The 18,301-nt window shown below is 61.5% G+C and carries 14 protein-coding genes and 1 pseudogene; 14 read left to right on the plus strand and 1 reads right to left on the minus strand.

Translation table 11 applies throughout. The annotated features are described in order from the left end of the window. Positions 1-258: pseudogene (locus tag Q8L50_RS08995) on the plus strand (HPr kinase/phosphorylase); the annotation flags it as partial. 115 nt (positions 259-373) lie between these two features. On the opposite strand, the gene fur reads toward Q8L50_RS08995, so the two are convergent. After that, positions 374-826 carry a ferric iron uptake transcriptional regulator gene (gene fur / locus Q8L50_RS09000; protein ID WP_305348334.1) on the minus strand — a complete coding sequence of 151 codons (453 nt, stop codon included), beginning with the start codon at positions 824-826 and terminating at the stop codon, positions 374-376. 129 nt (positions 827-955) lie between these two features. Here fur and Q8L50_RS09005 point away from each other — a divergent pair, with 129 nt between their 5' ends. From Q8L50_RS09005 to narH, 13 genes are all read left to right on the plus strand, one after another. Further along, complete coding sequence (locus tag Q8L50_RS09005; protein WP_370869771.1) at positions 956-1,543, plus strand: outer membrane protein assembly factor BamE; 588 nt, start codon at positions 956-958, stop codon at positions 1,541-1,543. Next, positions 1,540-2,376 (plus strand): 4-hydroxy-tetrahydrodipicolinate reductase, encoded by an 837-nt coding sequence (dapB, locus tag Q8L50_RS09010; protein ID WP_305348335.1) that lies wholly within the window; start codon positions 1,540-1,542, stop codon positions 2,374-2,376. The genes Q8L50_RS09005 and dapB overlap by 4 nt, the downstream gene beginning before the upstream one ends. Positions 2,377-2,386: 10 nt before the next feature. Beyond that, entirely contained in the window at positions 2,387-3,094 is a 708-nt protein-coding gene (locus Q8L50_RS09015) for a MotA/TolQ/ExbB proton channel family protein (RefSeq protein WP_305348336.1), read from the plus strand. Continuing rightward, a complete protein-coding gene (locus tag Q8L50_RS09020; protein ID WP_305348337.1) occupies positions 3,091-3,531 on the plus strand; it encodes a biopolymer transporter ExbD in 441 nt (146 codons plus the stop codon). The genes Q8L50_RS09015 and Q8L50_RS09020 overlap by 4 nt, the downstream gene beginning before the upstream one ends. A 99-nt stretch (positions 3,532-3,630) precedes the next feature. Then, positions 3,631-6,279, plus strand: a complete 2,649-nt coding sequence (gene leuS / locus Q8L50_RS09025; RefSeq protein WP_305348338.1) for a leucine--tRNA ligase — start codon at positions 3,631-3,633, stop codon at positions 6,277-6,279. Positions 6,280-6,289: 10 nt separating this feature from the next. Continuing rightward, on the plus strand, positions 6,290-6,790 hold the full coding sequence (lptE, locus tag Q8L50_RS09030; RefSeq protein ID WP_305348339.1) for an LPS assembly lipoprotein LptE: 501 nt from the start codon (positions 6,290-6,292) through the stop codon (positions 6,788-6,790). 28 nt (positions 6,791-6,818) lie between these two features. Then, positions 6,819-7,937, plus strand: coding sequence for a DNA polymerase III subunit delta (gene holA, locus Q8L50_RS09035; RefSeq protein WP_305348340.1), 1,119 nt, complete (start codon positions 6,819-6,821; stop codon positions 7,935-7,937). A gap of 4 nt (positions 7,938-7,941) precedes the next feature. Continuing rightward, a complete protein-coding gene (locus Q8L50_RS09040; RefSeq protein ID WP_305348341.1) occupies positions 7,942-9,879 on the plus strand; it encodes a type IV pili methyl-accepting chemotaxis transducer N-terminal domain-containing protein in 1,938 nt (645 codons plus the stop codon). A gap of 10 nt (positions 9,880-9,889) precedes the next feature. After that, entirely contained in the window at positions 9,890-10,564 is a 675-nt protein-coding gene (locus tag Q8L50_RS09045) for a response regulator (protein ID WP_305348342.1), read from the plus strand. Between the two features lie 160 nt (positions 10,565-10,724). Next, positions 10,725-11,987, plus strand: a complete 1,263-nt coding sequence (locus Q8L50_RS09050) for a nitrate/nitrite transporter (protein WP_305348343.1) — start codon at positions 10,725-10,727, stop codon at positions 11,985-11,987. A 25-nt stretch (positions 11,988-12,012) separates the two neighbouring features. Continuing rightward, positions 12,013-13,641, plus strand: coding sequence for an antiporter (locus Q8L50_RS09055; protein WP_305348344.1), 1,629 nt, complete (start codon positions 12,013-12,015; stop codon positions 13,639-13,641). A 42-nt stretch (positions 13,642-13,683) separates the two neighbouring features. Next, positions 13,684-17,502, plus strand: a complete 3,819-nt coding sequence (locus Q8L50_RS09060; protein WP_305348345.1) for a nitrate reductase subunit alpha — start codon at positions 13,684-13,686, stop codon at positions 17,500-17,502. Beyond that, positions 17,499-18,301, plus strand: an 803-nt coding sequence (gene narH / locus Q8L50_RS09065) for a nitrate reductase subunit beta (RefSeq protein ID WP_305348346.1), incomplete at its 3' end; no start/stop codon positions are given. The genes Q8L50_RS09060 and narH, both read left to right, overlap by 4 nt.

Genomic DNA, 18,301 nt, shown 5'->3' on the forward strand with positions numbered 1-18,301 from the left:
ATGCGGCTCAAGCTGATCGTGCACCTGGTCAGGCGCGAGACACTGGAGCGCGAGTACGAGCGGATTCCTTATGAGCCGCTGACTCAGGACGTGCTCGGCATCCCGGTGCGCAAGGTGGTGATCCAGGTGGTGGCCGGCCGCAACATCGCGGTGCTGGTGGAGGCCGCGGTGCGCAATGTGATCCTGCAGCTGCGCGGCATCGACACCTACCAGGAGTTTGTCGAGCGGCACCGCCAGGCGATGGAGCGGGGTGGCTGAACAGGCCCCACGTTCGCCCACTTCGTGTGGCTCTCTGTCATGGCCTATTTGCTACTAAATTAATAGCTGCTTGCGCCCGTCCAGAAGGGGCTACGGGCGCTTTCCATTCCAAAACTCAGGCGTGGTGATGCCGCACCGGCGCGGCGCTGCGGTGCGGGCATTTGTCCTTGGTGCAATTGGCGTAGATTGACAACGAGTGGTCTGCAATGGCAAACCCCTTGGCCTTGGCCACTGCATGCTGGCGCTTTTCAATTTCTGCGTCGTAAAACTCTTCAACCCGGCCGCAATCGAGGCACACCAGGTGGTCGTGGTGCTGGCCTTCGTTGATTTCATAAACCGCCTTGCCGGACTCGAAGTTGCTGCGGTTCAGCAGGCCGGCCTGCTCGAATTGCGTGAGCACCCGGTACACGGTGGCCAGCCCGATGTCGGAACGGTCTTCCAGCAGTACCCGGAACACGTCTTCCGCGGTCATGTGCCGCTGTTTGCCAGCCTGGAAGATCTCAAGAATTTTCAGCCGTGGCAGTGTGGCTTTCAGGCCGGTGCTTTTGAGTTCGTCGATGTTGCTCATGGAGAGGTCCTGAGGGAAAACAGTCCCCTGCCGGCGGGCGTGCCGGGAGGCCATAGGCGCCGGGCGGCGCCCGTGCGGGGCGGCACCCTGCCGCTACAATGGTCCATCATATCGCTACACCCCCCTACCATGTCAGCCCTGTCTGCAAAATACCGTTACCGCATTCAAACTGCCCTCACCGTTCTGGCCTGTGCCGGGCTGACGGCTTGCGGCAGCTTCAAGGGCATGACCAGCGGCCTGGGTGACAGCAAGATCAACCCCGTCAACTGGATCACGCCGTACAGGATCGAAGTGGTCCAGGGCAATTTTGTCTCCAAGGAGCAGGTGGAGGCGCTCACGCCCGGCATGCCCCGCGCGCAAGTGCGCGATGTTTTGGGCACGCCGTTGATGGCCAGCGTGTTCCATGCAGACCGCTGGGATTACGTCTTCACCCTCAAGCGCCAGGGCGCCGAACCTCAGGCCCTGCGCCTCACCGTATTTTTCAAGGGCGATGCGCTGGACCGTTTTGAAGGCGATGAGATGCCCAGCGAGTCTGATTTTGTCGCCAGGCTGGACTCCCGCCGCAAACTGGGCAAGGTGCCGGTGCTGGAACTGACGCCCGAGCAGCTGGAAGCCAGCGACAAGAAAAAACCGGCCAGCAACGTGGCCCCGGTGGCGACTCCACCAGCCGCCCCGTCGGCCTCCAGCTACCCCCCTCTGGAAAGCCCGGCGCGGTGAGCGCGGTCAATCGGCCGACCGCCAGCGCTGCGCCTTTGCGCATCGCTGTGGCCGGCGCCAGTGGCCGCATGGGCCACATGCTGATAGAAGCGATCCGACTCAGTCCAGATTGCGTTCTTACTGGTGCGCTCGACGTGGCGGCCAGTCCTGCCATTGGCGAAGATGCGACAGCTTTTCTGGGTCAAAAAAGTGGCGTCCTGATTCAGTCGGATATCGCCAGCGGGTTGAAGGATGCACAGCTGCTGATCGACTTCACCCGGCCCGAAGGCACCATGGCGCACCTGGCCGCGTGTCGTGCAATGGGCGTCAAGCTGGTGACAGGCACCACGGGTTTTTCGGACGCGCAGAAGGCCGGGATTGCGGCTGCCGCCAAAGACATCGCCATCATGATGGCGCCCAACATGAGTGTCGGTGTCAACGTCACGCTCAAGCTGCTGGAGATGGCGGCCAAGGCGCTGAGTACCGGGTACGACATCGAGATCATCGAAGCGCATCACCGCCACAAGGTGGATGCACCTTCTGGCACCGCGCTCAAGATGGGCGAGGTGATTGCCGGGGCCTTGGGGCGCGACCTCAAGGACTGCGCGGTGTATGCGCGCGAAGGTGTGACCGGTGAGCGCGATCCTTCGTCCATCGGTTTTGCGACGGTTCGCGGCGGTGACGTGGTGGGTGACCACAGCGTGCTGTTTCTGGGCACGGGCGAGCGCATTGAAATCACCCACAAGTCCTCCAGCCGGGTGACTTATGCCCAGGGCAGTCTGCGCGCGGCGCGGTTTCTGGCGGCTCGCTCCAGCGGGCTGTTTGACATGTTTGATGTGCTTGAGCTGAACTGAACTGCCGCCCATGAACCTGCTGGCGCTGCTGACTGAAGGTGACGTCGTCACTGCCTTGGTGGCGGCCCTGTTGCTGGCCATGTCGGTGGCCAGCTGGGTCGCCATCCTCTGGAAAGCCTGGCTGCTCAGACGTGCTGCCCGCGACGTGGCCCGCAGCACTGCCGTGTTCTGGCAGTCGGCCTCCATCGAGGAAGCGACGCCAAAAATCGCCGCCTTTGACCGCGAAGAGCTGGTCTTGCCGCTGATCGCCGCAGCCAGCGCGCCCGCGAAAGGCCAACTGGCGGCCGCTGGCAGCCGCGCCCAGCAACTGACCCGGGTGCTGCGTGACGCGCTGCACGCCGTGCTGCACAAGCTGCAATACGGCCAGGTGCTGCTGGCCACGGTTGGCTCGACCGCGCCGTTTGTCGGCCTGCTGGGCACGGTTTGGGGCATTTACCACGCGCTGGTCGGTATTGCTGCGGCGGGGCAGATCACCATCGACAAGGTCTCGGGCCCGGTCGGCGAGGCACTCATCATGACGGCCGCCGGTCTGGCGGTGGCCATCCCGGCCGTACTGGCCTACAACATCTTCGGGCGCAACATCAGCCGCATCGAGGCCGATCTTGAAGGTTTTGCCTTCGATCTGCGTGAATTGCTGGCCTCCACCATGGGCGCTTCGCCAGATGGGGCGCCTTCAGTCGGGGCTGAGTCGGTCACGGTTTCGGGTCGGCCGTCATGACCTTTGGCCGGCTTGAGCGCAATACCGGTGCCCAGCCGATGAGCGAGATCAACGTCACGCCGCTGGTCGATGTGATGCTGGTGCTGGTGGTGATCTTCATCATCACCGCTCCCCTGCTGGCCAGCTCGATCAAGCTGGATTTGCCCAGAACCGATGCCGCCAAACCGAACACAGTGCCCCAGTTTGTGACCCTGGTGGTGGACAGGACCGGGCAGGCCTTTTTGAACGACCAAGCCGTGTCCGCCGAGCAGATGGCGCAAAGCCTGCGGCAAAGCGCCATGCAGAACCCCGACACCGAGGTGCAGCTGCGGGCTGACCAGCTTGTGCCTTACGGGCGGATTGTCGAGCTCATGGGTATTGCGCAGAAAGCCGGCCTGAACCGCATCGGCTTTGTGGCCGATGCCGCGACCGAACCAGCCCCTGCCGTTCGGCCCTGAACCTCCGCGTCGGCTCTTCCCGGCCAGCGCCTAAAATCCCTGCAAGCTGCAGCAACGGGCTGCCCCTTTTTTTTCCTTCTTTCCCTCTTTTCGCGCGCCATGCAAGACAAATACGACCACCTCGACGTTGAGCGCAGTGCCCAGGCCCAATGGACTGCGTCCGACTCCTACCGCGTCACCGAAGACAGCAGCAAAAAGAAGTACTACGCCTGCTCGATGTTGCCCTACCCGAGCGGCAAGCTCCACATGGGCCATGTGCGCAACTACACCATCAACGACATGCTCACGCGCTACCTGCGCATGAAGGGCTACAACGTGTTGATGCCCATGGGCTGGGACGCTTTCGGCCTGCCGGCCGAAAACGCCGCGATGAAAAACGGCGTACCGCCAGCGCAGTGGACCTACGACAACCTCGCCTACATGAAAAAGCAGATGCAGGCGATGGGGCTGGCGATTGACTGGAGCCGCGAGGTCGCCACCTGCGACCCGAGTTACTACAAATGGAACCAGTGGCTGTTTTTGAAGATGCTGGACAAAGGCATTGCTTACCGCAAGACCCAGGTTGTGAACTGGGACCCGGTGGACCAAACCGTGCTGGCCAACGAGCAGGTGATCGACGGCAAAGGTTGGCGCACCGGTGCGGTGGTCGAAAAGCGCGAGATACCCGGCTATTACCTGAAGATTACCGATTACGCCGAAGAGTTGCTGGGCCATGTGCAGAACCAGCTGCCAGGCTGGCCGGAACGCGTCAAGCTGATGCAGGAAAACTGGATAGGCAAAAGCGAAGGCGTGCGTTTTGCTTTTCCGCATGAGATCCAGGGCGCAGACGGCAAGCTGATCGGCGACGGAAAGATGCATGTCTTCACCACCCGTGCCGACACCATCATGGGCGTGACCTTCTGTGCCGTCGCGCCTGAGCATCCCATTGCGATGCATGCGGCAGCCAGCAATCCGAAACTTGCGGCTTTCATCGAGGACTGCAAATCCGGCGGCACGACAGAAGCCGAACTTGCGACGCAGGAAAAAAAGGGCGAACGTACCGGCCTGTCTGTCACGCACCCGCTGACCGGTGACAAGGTTGAAGTATGGGTCGGCAACTACGTGCTCATGAGCTACGGCGACGGCGCGGTCATGGGTGTGCCGGCGCACGACGAACGCGATTTCGAGTTCGCCAAAAAATACGACTTGCCGATCAAACAAGTCACCGATGTGCCGGGCAAAACCTACAGCCTGGAGGCCTGGGCCGACTGGTATGGCGACAAGCAACAGGGTGTGGCGATCAACTCCGGCAAGTACGACGGGCTGACTTTCAAGGCTGCGGTCGATGCGGTGGCCGCCGATCTCGTTGCCAAAGGCCTGGGCGAGAAGAAAACCACCTGGCGCCTGCGTGACTGGGGCGTGAGCCGGCAGCGTTACTGGGGCACGCCAATTCCCATCATCCACTGCAACGAGCATGGGGCGGTGCCAGTGCCAGAAAAAGATTTGCCGGTCATCCTGCCGCAGGACTGCGTGCCCGATGGCTCGGGCAACCCGCTGCATAAACACGAAGGTTTTCACGCCGGTGTGGTCTGCCCGGTCTGCGGCAAGGCAGCGCGACGCGAGACCGATACCATGGACACCTTTGTTGATTCGTCCTGGTACTTCATGCGTTACTGCGACCCGGCCAACCAGGACAAAATGGTCGCCGAAGGTGCCAACTACTGGATGCCGATGGATCAGTACATAGGCGGCATCGAACACGCCATTCTGCACCTGCTGTATGCGCGCTTCTGGACCAAGGTGATGCGCGACCTGGACCTTGTCAAGGTCGATGAGCCCTTTACCAAACTGCTGACCCAGGGCATGGTGCTCAACCACATTTACTCGCGCAAGGGTGCCAAAGGCGGCGTCGAGTATTTCTGGCCGGCCGACGTGGACGATGTGCACGACGAACACGGCAAAGTCACCGGCGCCAAACTGCGCAAGGATGGCTCCATGGTCACCTACGAAGGTGTCGGGACCATGAGCAAGAGCAAGAACAACGGCGTCGATCCCCAGGACCTGATCGAAAAATATGGCGCCGACACCGCACGCCTGTACACCATGTTCACCTCGCCGCCCGAGGCCACGCTGGAGTGGAATGACGCGGGCGTCGAGGGCTCTTACCGTTTTCTGCGCCGCGTCTGGAACTTCGGCGTGAAATTGAATGCTATGAATTCAGGAGCTGGTAGCGCCCATCCAGCAAGGGCTGGAATCGTATTTGACAAGGAAGCGCAGGCCCTGCGTCGGGAAATCCACACGGTGCTCAAACAGATCGACTACGACTACCAGCGCATGCAGTACAACACCGTGGTGTCGGGCGCCATGAAGTTGCTGAACGCGCTCGAAGACTTCAAGGGTCAGCCTTCGAATGGTTCGGCGTTCGCATGGTGCGAAGGCATGGGCATCCTGCTGCGTTGCCTGTACCCTGCCACGCCGCATATGACGCAAGCCTTGTGGGCAGCGCTGGGGTATGAGAAAGAACTCGGTGGCCTGCTGGATGCACCCTGGCCCGAGGTGGATGCTTCTGCGCTGGTACAGGACGAAATTGAGCTGGTGTTGCAGATCAACGGCAAGCTGCGCGGTTCGGTCACCGTGCCCGCAGGCGCCGACAAGGCCGCGATTGAGGCGGCAGCGCTGGCCTCGGAGGCGTTTATCAAACAGGCGCAGGGGGCGGCGGCCAAAAAGGTTATCGTTGTGCCGGGGCGCCTGGTCAACATCGTTGTCTGAAGGAAAAATCATGTCACGTCGCGTCTTTTTGCTGGCCGCTGCTTCGGCCGCCGGGCTCACTGCCTGCGGCTTTGCGCTGCGCAAGGCGCCCAACTACGCTTTCCAGACAATTTTCAGCAGTGCGGCCGAGACCTCTACGCTAGGCACCGAGCTCAGCCGCAATCTCGAAGCCGGCGGCAAGGTCAAGGTCATACGTGACGCCCGGCAGATCGATCAGGCCGACGTTATTCTGGATGTATTGCTGGACCAGCGTGAAAAAACCGTGGTGGGTGTCAATGCTTCCGGCCAGGTGCGCGAGTTTCAGCTGCGTACACGCTTTCGTTTTCAGTTGCGCACACTCAAGGGCAAGCTGCTGATTCCACCGGTAGAAATCGTGCTGCAGCGCGACATCAGTTTCAACGAGTCGGCCGTGCTGGCCAAAGAGACCGAAGAACAATTGCTCTACCGTGACATGCAAAGCGATATCGTGCAGCAGGTCTTGCGACGGCTGGCTGCCGTCAAGGAACTCTGACGCCTTAACTGCCGCGTCCACTTCCACCATGCAGCTTGCGCCGGCTCAACTCCAGCAGCACCTTGAGCGGGGCCTGAAGTCCCTCTATACCCTGCATGGCGATGAGCCGTTGTTGCAGCAGGAGTTTGCCGATACGCTGCGCGCAGCAGCGCGCGGTCAAGGCTACACCGAGCGTACGGTTCACACCGTCTCGGGCGCTCATTTCGACTGGAGCGAGGTACTGGCCAGCGGCGGCTCGCTCAGCCTGTTTGCCGATAAGCAGATCATCGAAATCCGCGTCCCCAGTGGCAAACCGGGCAAGGACGGCTCGGTGGCACTGCAGCAGATTGCCGAGCGCTCGCAGGGCGATGACAGCACGCTGACCCTGGTGTTGCTCCCCCGGCTCGACAGCATGACCACCAAGGGCGCCTGGTTTGGTGCCCTCGACAGTTTTGGCACCACCGTCAAGTTTGATGCGATTGACAGGCGCAACCTGCCCGCGTGGATAGCGCAGCGCCTGCAGCAGCAGGGCCAGCGTGTGGCCCCCGGTGAAGAGGGCCAGCGCACGCTACAGTTTTTTGCCGACCGGGTGGAGGGCAATTTGCTGGCCGCGCACCAGGAGATCCAGAAGCTGGGCCTGCTGTACCCGGCCAGCGCCGACGCTGCATCGGCCGTACTCAGTTTTGATCAGGTGGAAAACGCGGTACTCAATGTGGCGCGTTACGATGTTTTCAAGCTCTCCGAAGCCGTGTTGGGTGGGCAGGCAGTCCGTGTGCAACGCATGCTGGACGGCCTGCAGTCCGAGGGCGAGTCCGAAGTGCTGGTGCACTGGGCCCTGGCCGAGGACATCCGCAGTTTGAAACGTGTCAAGGACGCCATTCAGGCCGGCCGTCCCATGCCGATGGCGCTGCGTGAAAACCGCGTCTGGGGCGTGAAGGAAAAACTGTTTGAACGGGTGTTACCGCAGATCGGCGACACCACGCTGGCCAACCTGCTACACGCTGCGCACAAGGTGGACGGCATCGTCAAGGGACTCAAGCAGCCCGACTGGCCGGCCGATGGCTGGCAGGCGTTGCAACGCCTGGCCGGCATGGTGTGTGCACAGTGCGCGGCGTCCTCGCCTTCGCCCGGCAGGGCGTCTCATCCGGTCAAGCGCACCGTGGGCTAGCGCCATGCAGCACACCGCCTCGCTTGCCAAAAAGCTGGTTCGTATTGGCGCCAGTCTGCTGGTGGTTGCATTGATCTCCATCGGGCTGACACTGTGGGTGACCTGGCAGCTGGAGGGAGGCGCGGCGGCTGTGAACGAAACCGGGCGTATGCGTATGCAGACCTGGCGGCTCGTCAGTGCCGTCCAGGCTGGCATGGAGCGCACCGAACGACAGGCACTGGTGACGCGGTTTGACGAAAGCCTGGCGCTATTGCGCGAGGGCGACCCGGCCCGGCCGCTGTTCATGCCTTGGGACGAACGTGTGCATCAGCGTTTTTCCGAGGTGGAATCCCTGTGGCGAGAGCAGCGTCCGCTCTGGCTGGCAGATCCGGCGCCCGCGTCGTCGGTGTTGCTCAAGGCCGGAGGTGAATTTGTCGATGCCAGCGACCGTCTGGTGCTGACGATAGAGCAGCATCTGTCCCGACTGACGGCCATCCTGAACCTGTTCCAGCTTCTGATGCTGGCCCTCGCGGTCGCCGGCGCAGTGGTCATGCTTTATACGGGTTACAGCTATGTGATCAACCCGCTGGGGCAGTTGCGGCAGGGCCTGCGCAGGCTGGAGTCCGGAGATTTCAGCACGCGGGTCGAAGTCGATACGGCCGATGAGTTTGGCCAGGTGGCAGCCGGTTTTAACCACATGGCCACGACTTTGCAGTCGCTTTACGGAGGGCTGGAAGGCAAGGTCGAGGCCAAGACGCGCCACATCGAAGCGCAACGCGCGCGGCTTGAGGCGCTGTACAAGGTCAGCGCCTTCCTGGCACAGGCCGGCAGTATTGACGATCTGGCGCGCGGCTTTGCACAACGCGTGCGCAGTGTGATGAAGGCCGACGCGGCGGCCGTCCGCTGGTCCGACGACGCCAGCCAGCGTTACCTGATGCTTGCTTCAGACTGTTTTCCGCAGGACCTCGTCGAGGAAGAGCGCAGCCTGCTGGCAGGGGCGTGCGCCTGCGGCAATCTGCGACCGGACGCACGCACCCGGATGATTCCGATTCTCAGCCACGACGACGCGCCGGTGCGTCACTGTGCCAAGGTCGGTTATGAGAGCGTCGTCAGCGTGCCGATCCGCTTGCAGCAGCGGCTGCTTGGCGAGTTCAACCTGTTTTTTCGGCAGCCTGTCCTGCTTGGCGCGGATGAAATCGAGCTGCTCGACGCGCTGGCGAGCCACCTGGCCAGTTCGCTGGAAGGCCTGCGCGCCGACGCGCTGGATCGCGAAGCGGCGGTGGCGCAGGAGCGGACCCTGCTGGCGCGCAACCTGCATGACTCGATAGCGCAGTCGCTGGCCTTTCTCAAAATCCAGGTGCAGTTGCTGCGCAGCGCGGTCCACAAGGGCCAGGCAGCACAGACGGAAAGCGCGCTTGACGAGCTGGATGCCGGGCTGCGCGAAAGCATTGGCGACGTGCGTGAACTGCTTGTGCATTTCCGAACGCGGACCAACACCGACGATATTGCGCAGGCCTTGCAGGAGACGCTGCAGAAGTTCCAGAACCAGACCGGCTTGCCCGCGCAGCTGCAGGTGCACGGCCAGGGCTTGCCACTGCCCCCGGATGTGCAGGTCCAGGTGCTGCACATCATTCAGGAGGCCCTGTCCAATGTGCGCAAGCACGCAGGTGCGACGGAGGTCGAGGTCGAGGTGGCCAAGGGCGCTCGCTGGCGCTTTGCGGTGCGGGACAATGGCGCCGGTTTTGACACCCACAAACACCCGGGCGAGTCGCACGTCGGCCTGAACATCATGCGCGAACGTGCTGCACGTATTGGCGCTGCGGTGGACCTGAGCTCGCGTGCCGGACAGGGCACGACGGTGACCCTGACCCTGCCCGAACACCCCGAAGCGGCTCCCGGCGCGCAGGCGCGCACTTTGCCACATGCCCTGCAGGGGACCCAAACCGGAGGGGGCTTGATTTGAAGCCAGCACCATGACGCCTGTTGCACTGCTGGTAGTCGACGACCACAAGCTTTTTCGCCGTGGCATCGTGGCGCTGCTGTCGCAGGACGAGCGCTTCAAGCTCGTGGGCGAAGCCGGAGACATTGGCGAAGCGCTCCGCTGTGTTGCGCAGGTCCACCCGGACCTCATCCTGCTGGACAACCACCTGCCGGGTGTGCTTGGCGTTGATGGCATAGCCGCACTCAAAGAGGCAGCCCCCGGCACCCGCATCCTGATGCTGACGGTCAGCGAAAACGAAGACGATCTGGCTGCAGCGCTGCAGGCCGGAGCCGACGGCTACCTGCTGAAGACGGTGGAGCTGGACAGCTTGTGTGAATCGATCATCAAGGTCCTGGGCGGTGAGTCGGTGGTCAGCCCCGAAATGATGACCAAACTGGTCACCGCCTTCCGCGCCAAACCGCAGGCCGTCGTGGGTGAGGCGCCAGCGGCCGGGCCGCCGGATCTCCCGGCGCTGCTGCTGCTGTCGGCGCGAGAACGCGAGGTGCTGGCGTTGATTGCGTTTGGCGACAGCAACAAACTGATTGCGCGCAAGCTCAACATCGCGGAGACGACGGTGAAGATTCATGTTCAGCATATTCTGCGCAAGCTGCAATTGAATTCCCGGGTACAGGCTGCCGTCTATGCGGTTGGCATGGCGCTGCATTGACAAAGATCAAGTCGCGCGCAGTTTGACGCGCTGCTAGTTCTTCAGGAGGAGGGGTCCGCGCATTGTCTGGCCGGTTTCCACCCTTTTCCGACGTTCCAAAGGAGGATGTTCAAGCGATCGGTAAAAGCCGACAGTCATGCCATGTGTCTGGAGAAACAACATGGCCTCTGAACCGGCGAACCCGAAAAAAGCATGGTCGGTGCTGATCGTCAGCACGCTGGCCTTTACCGTCTGCTTCATGGTCTGGATGATGTTTGGCGTCATCGGCATCCCGATCAAGAAGATGCTCAACCTGAGCTCTACCGAGTTTGGCCTGCTCGCGGCCACACCCGTGCTCACCGGATCGCTGATCCGCGTGCCGCTCGGTATCTGGACCGACCGCTACGGTGGGCGCATTGTCATGGCCATCCTCATGGCCGCCACCATCCCCGCGATCTGGCTCATGAGTTACGCCACGGCCTACTGGCACTTTCTGGTGATCGGCCTGTTTGTTGGTCTGGCTGGCGGATCGTTCTCTGTCGGTACACCTTATGTGGCGCGCTGGTTTCCCAAAAACCGCCAGGGCATGGCCATGGGTGTGTACGGTGCTGGCAACTCCGGTGCCGCCGTCAACAAGTTTGTGGCGCCTGTGTTGCTGGTTGCCTTTGGCTGGGCCATGGTGCCGCAGGTGTACGCGGTCATCATGCTGGCGGCGCTGGTGCTTTTCTGGCTGTTCAGCCACAGCGACCCGTCACACCTGGTGCCCAGCCATGTCAAGTTCAGTGACCAGCTGAAATTGCTCAAAGACCCGAAGGTCATCAAGTACTGCCAGTACTACAGCATAGTGTTCGGCGGGTATGTGGCCTTGTCTCTGTGGATGGTGCAGTACTACGTGGGCGAGTTCGGTCTGGACATCCGCGTGGCCGCGCTGCTGGCGGCCTGCTTCTCGCTACCGGGTGGTGTTCTGCGCGCTTTCGGGGGCGTGTTGTCCGACAAGTACGGCGCGCACAGTGTCACCTGGTGGGTGATGTGGGTGAGTTGGGTTTGCCTGTTCCTGCTGTCGTATCCGCAGACCGACTTCACCATCCTCACGGTCAACGGCCCGGCGACCTTTCACATCGGCCTGAACGTGTACACCTTCACGGCGCTGATGTTTCTGCTCGGCATTGCCTGGGCTTTCGGCAAGGCCAGCGTTTTCAAATACATCAGTGACGACTACGGCGCCAACATCGGCGCGGTCAGCGGCATTGTGGGGCTGGCCGGCGGCCTGGGCGGCTTTGTGCTGCCCATCATCTTCGGTGGCCTGATGGACCTGACCGGTATCCGCTCCAGCGCCTTCATGTTCATGTATGGCGTGGTCTGGGTCTCGCTGATCTGGATGTACTGGACCGAAGTGCGCCGTACCGAGGTCATGGGCAGCCACGCCGCCGGCGCGCAGGTCTGAAATCTTTTTTTTCCAGGAAAACAGCATGAACACCAAAACCAGTTCCAGCACCGATATCACCGACTGGCGACCAGAGGACGAGCAGTTCTGGGAGAGCACCGGCAAACGCATTGCCTACCGCAATCTCTGGATCTCGGTGCCCAGTCTGCTGTGCGGCTTTGCTGTGTGGGGCATGTGGGGCATCATCACGGTGCAGATGCTCAATCTGGGTTTTCCGTTTACCCAGGCCGAGTTGTTCACGCTGACGGCGATTGCGGGTCTTGCCGGTGCCACCATGCGTATTCCGGCCTCCTTTCTGATCCGGCTGGCGGGTGGGCGCAACACCATTTTCCTCACCACCTCCATGCTGCTGGCCCCGGCCATAGGAACCGGCATTGTGCTGCAGCATCCTGAGTGGCCGCTGTGGTCCTTTCAGCTGATGGCCCTGTGGTGTGGGGTGGGTGGTGGCAATTTCGCCAGCTCCATGTCCAACATCAGCACCTTTTTCCCCAAGCGGTTGCAGGGCACGGCGCTGGGCCTGAACGCAGGGCTTGGCAACTTCGGCGTGACGACCATGCAGATTGTCATTCCGCTGGTGATGACCCTGAGTTTGTTTGGCGGCTTCGCTGGTGAATCGACCACGCTGGTCAAGGACAGCGGCTGGATCTTCGGCAAGATTGTGGCGGGCACACCCACCTGGATCCAGAACGCCGGCTTTGCCTGGCTGCTGTCGCTGGTGCCGCTGTCTGCGCTGTGCTTTTTTGGGATGAACAACCTGAAAACGGTTTCGCCCGACATTGGCGGAACCATTCCGGCGTTCCTGAAGATTATCTGGCTCTATACCCTGTCGTTTGTGCCTGCAGGCATAGGCCTGTACCTCTATTTGCCCAAACCCACCGGCCTGGGCCTGCTCAATATGTGGATCGCCATGCCACTGATTGTGGCCAGCACCTTGCTGGTGCTCAAGCTCACGGCCTTCGGCACGATGAAAGAAAACATCACCAAGCAGTTTGCGATTTTCAGCAACAAACACACCTGGTCGCTCACGCTGCTCTACATCGTGACCTTCGGATCCTTCATCGGATTTTCGATGGCGCTGCCGCTTGCGATCACGGTGATCTTTGGTATCAGCCATGTGCCCGACGCAGCAGGTGTCATGCAGCATGTACTGAAAAATCCCAATGCACCTTCGGCACTTACCTTCGCCTGGATAGGCCCGTTTGTAGGCGCGCTGATCCGGCCAGTCGGCGGCTGGGTCTCGGACAAGGTGGGCGGCTCCATCGTGACGCAGGTCATCTCCGCCGTCATGGTGCTAGCCTCCGTAGCCGTGGGCTACGTCATGCTGCTGGCCTACAAGTCGGCCACGCCCGAGCAGTACTTCCTGATTTTCATGGTGCTTTTTGTGGTGCTCTTTGCCGCCAGCGGCATCGGCAACGGATCCACTTTTCGCACGATTGGCGTCATTTTCGACCGCCAGCAAGCGGGACCGGTGCTTGGCTGGACATCAGCCATTGCCGCCTACGGCGCCTTCATTGCCCCCGTGGTGATCGGTGCGCAGATCAAGGCCGGTACCCCCGAAAACGCCATGTACGGCTTCGCCATTTTTTATGCCCTGTGCCTGGTCCTGAACTGGTGGTTCTACCTGCGCGGCGGCGCCGAGATCAAGAACCCCTGAGCCGCCGCTGCGTCTGCATACACCGCCTAACCGGAGAATCAAATGAGCCATTTCCTTGATCGACTGAGCCACTTTTCCAACCCCCGGGAATCCTTCTCGGGCGGGCACGGCGTCACCACCGCCGAAGACCGCACGTGGGAGGATGCCTACCGCAACCGCTGGGCACATGACAAGATCGTGCGCAGCACCCACGGCGTGAACTGCACCGGTTCGTGCTCCTGGAAGATTTATGTCAAGGGCGGCATCGTTACCTGGGAAACCCAGCAAACGGACTATCCGCGCACACGCTGGGACATGCCCAACCATGAGCCGCGTGGCTGCTCGCGCGGCGCCAGCTACAGCTGGTATCTGTACAGCGCCAACCGCGTCAAGTACCCGATGGTGCGAGCGCGCCTGCTCAAACACTGGCGCGAGGCCCGCCTGAGCCTGCCGCCGGTGGAGGCCTGGGCAGCGGTGGTTCAGGACGACGCCAAACGGCGGGACTACCAGAGCGTGCGCGGACTGGGGGGCTTTGTGCGCTCGAGCTGGGACGAAGTCAATGAAATCATCGCCGCCTCCAACGTCCACACCATCAAGAAGCACGGAGCCGACCGGGTCATCGGCTTCTCACCGATTCCGGCGATGTCCATGGTCAGTTACGCAGCGGGCTCGCGTTATCTGTCGCTGATTGGCGGCGTGTGCATGAGTTTTTACGACTGGTATTGCGACCTGCCCCCGTCGAGCCCGCAAATCTGGGGCGAGCAGACGGATGTGCCCGAGTCGGCCGACTGGTACAACTCGGGTTTCATCATTGCCTGGGGCTCCAACGTGCCGCAGACGCGCACACCGGACGCTCATTTCTTCACCGAGGTGCGCTACAAAGGGTGCAAGACGGTGGCCATCACGCCCGACTATTCCGAGGTCGCCAAACTTTCTGACCTGTGGCTGCACCCCAAGCAGGGCACCGACGCCGCGCTGGCCATGGCCATGGGCCATGTGATCCTGAAAGACTTCTACTTTGGCGGCAATGGCAAGCCCCGTTCGGCCTATTTTGACCACTACGCCCGCCGCTACACCGACCTGCCGATGCTGGTCATGCTCAAGGAGCACACCCTGGAAACCGGCGAAACCGTGATGGTGCCGGACCGCTATGTGCGCGCGTCCGACTTCAACGGAAAACTTGGGGCAGCCAACAACCCGGAATGGAAAACCGTCGCTTTCGACAGCCAGGGCAAGGTGGTGTTGCCGAATGGCGCCATCGGTTTCCGCTGGGGCCCCGATGGGCGCGCCGACGCCGGGCAATGGAATCTGGAGCCCAAAGAGGCGCGGCACGGCGATGAAGTCAACCTCAAGCTGTCGGTGATGGAGGGCGAGGCGCCCAGCCAGGACAGCGCCCGCGTGGGCTTTCCGTATTTCGGCGGCATCCACCACGAGCACTTTCCGAACAACGAGCAGGACGACGTGCTGGTGCGTACCGTGCCCGTGCAGCGTATCGCGCTCGGCAAGGCGGGTGAGGAGCGTTCAGCCCTGGTGGCCACTGTGTTTGACCTGCAGGTGGCGCAGTACGGCATTTCGCGCGGCTTGCCCGGCGAGCTGGCGGCCGCTGATTTTGACGACAACACGCCCTACACACCCGCCTGGCAGGAACAGATCACCGGCGTGCCGCGTGCCCAGGTGATCACCGTGGCGCGCCAGTTTGCCGACAATGCCGAGAAGACCGAAGGCCGCTCCATGGTCATCATAGGCGCCGGCATGAACCACTGGTACCACAGTGACATGAACTACCGCAGCGTCATCAACATGTTGATGATGTGCGGCTGCATTGGCAAAAGCGGCGGTGGCTGGGCCCACTATGTGGGTCAGGAAAAACTGCGGCCGCAAACCGGCTGGACTCCGCTGGCCTTTGCGCTGGACTGGATACGCCCACCCCGCCAGATGAATTCCACCAGCTTCTTTTATGCCCACACCGACCAGTGGCGCTACGAAAAGCTCGGCGTGGATGAGGTGCTGTCCCCACTCGCTGACAAGAAGCTCTACGGCGGCAGCATGATCGACTACAACGTGCGCGCCGAACGCATGGGCTGGTTGCCGAGCGCGCCGCAGTTGCAGACGAATCCGATGCAGGTGGTGAAAGACGCCCAGACGGCCGGGCTGGATGCGAAGGACTACGTCGTCAAGTCGCTCAAGGATGGCTCGCTGAAGATGAGCTGCGAGGACCCGGATCATCCGGATAACTGGCCGCGCAACATGTTTGTCTGGCGCTCCAACATCATCGGCTCCTCGGGCAAAGGCCATGAATATTTCCTCAAGCATCTGCTGGGGACGGACAACGGCGTGCAGGGCAAGGACCTGGGCGCAGAAGAGGGCAAACCGGAAGAAGTGGTCTGGCACGACAAGGCACCCGAGGGCAAGCTGGACCTGCTGGTCACGCTGGACTTCCGCATGAGCACGACCTGCCTGTACTCCGACATCGTGCTGCCAACAGCCACCTGGTACGAAAAGAACGACCTCAACACCAGCGACATGCATCCTTTCATTCACCCCCTGTCTACTGCGGTGGATCCGGTGTGGGAATCAAAAAGCGACTGGGAAATCTACAAGGGCTTCGCGAAAAAATTCAGCGAGTTGTGTGACGGCCATCTCGGTGTCGAGAAGGAGATGGTACTGACACCGGTGATGCACGATACCCCGGGCGAGTTGGCCCAGCCGTTTGAAGTCAAGGACTGGAAGCGTGGCGAGTGTGAACTCATTCCCGGCAAGACCGCACCGCAAATGCAGGTGGTGGAGCGCGACTACCCGAATGTTTTCAAGCGGTTCACCGCGGTTGGACCCTTGCTGAACAAGATCGGCAACGGCGGCAAGGGCATTGCCTGGAACACCGAGACCGAGGTGAGGCAACTCGGCCAGTTGAATGGCCTGGTGACCGAGCCCGGCGTGACCCAGGGCATGCCCAGGATAAACAGCGACATCGATGCCTGCGAAATGATTCTGCAGCTGGCCCCGGAAACCAATGGTCATGTGGCGGTCAAGGCCTGGAACGCGTTGTCCAAACAGACCGGGCGCGAACATGCCCATCTGGCGATTCACCGCGAAGACGAAAAAATCCGCTTTCGCGACATCCAGGCCCAGCCGCGCAAGATCATCAGCTCACCGACCTGGAGCGGGATCGAATCCGAAACCGTGTCTTACAACGCCGGCTACACCAATGTGCATGAACTGATCCCATGGCGCACGCTCACCGGTCGTCAGCAGTTTTATCAGGACCACCCGTGGATGCTGGCCTTCGGCGAGGGATTGGCCAGCTACCGGCCCCCTGTGAACCTGAAGGCCACCGCCGGGGTGCACGGTATCCGCAGCAACGGCAACACCGAAATCCTGCTGAACTTCATCACCCCGCACCAGAAGTGGGGCATTCACTCGACTTACACCGACAACCTGTTGATGCTCACGCTGAGCCGGGGTGGCCCAATCATCTGGATCAGCGAAGACGATGCCAAATTGCTGGGGGTGGAAGACAACGACTGGATCGAGGCCTACAACGTCAACGGTGCGATTGCTGCGCGTGCGGTCGTCAGCCAGCGTGTCAAGCCCGGCATGGTGATGATGTACCACGCGCAGGAAAAAATCGTCAACACGCCAGGCTCGGAGATCACCGGCCAGCGTGGCGGAATCCACAACTCGGTGACACGTATTGTGCTCAAGCCCACCCACATGATTGGTGGTTATGCCCAGCTGTCTTATGGCTTCAATTACTACGGAACCATAGGCACCAACCGCGACGAGTTTGTGGTGGTGCGCAAGATGGACAAGGTGGACTGGCTCGATACCCCGCGTGACGACGACCGTGCCCTGGCGGTGCAGCAAATGGGAGAGGCAGCATGAAAATACGCGCGCAAATCGGCATGGTGCTGAACCTCGACAAATGTATTGGCTGCCACACCTGTTCAGTCACCTGTAAAAACGTCTGGACCAGCCGGCCAGGCATGGAGTACGCCTGGTTCAACAACGTGGAGACCAAACCCGGCATCGGGTACCCCAAGGAGTGGGAAAACCAGGACAAGTGGAATGGTGGCTGGGTGCGCAAGGCCGACGGCTCCATCGAGCCGCGCCAGGGCGGCAAGTGGAAACTGCTGATGCGCCTGTTTTCCAACCCGAACATGCCGCAGATTGACGACTATTACGAGCCCTTCACCTTCGACTACGACCACCTGCAGTCGGCCCCCGAGATGAAGGCCACACCAACAGCGCGGCCGCGCAGCCTGATTACCGGCAAACGCATGGAGAAGTTCGAGTGGGGCCCGAACTGGGAAGAGATCCTCGGCGGCGAGTTCTCCAAGCGCAGCAAGGACGCCAACCTCGACAGCTTCGACCAGGTGCAAAAAGACATGGTCGGCCAGTTCGAAAACACCTTCATGATGTATCTGCCGCGGCTGTGCGAGCACTGCCTCAACCCGACCTGCGTCGCCGCCTGTCCGTCGGGCGCCATCTACAAGCGCGAGGAGGACGGCATCGTCCTCGTCGACCAGGACCGGTGCCGGGGCTGGCGCATGTGCATCTCGGGCTGCCCGTACAAGAAGATCTACTTCAACCACAAGACCGGCAAGGCCGAGAAGTGCACATTCTGCTACCCCCGCGTCGAGGTCGGCATCCCGACCGTCTGCTCGGAGACGTGCGTGGGCCG

It is taken from the genome of Polaromonas sp. (assembly GCF_030680935.1).
In the GTDB taxonomy this organism is placed as follows: Bacteria; Pseudomonadota; Gammaproteobacteria; order Burkholderiales; family Burkholderiaceae_C; genus Polaromonas.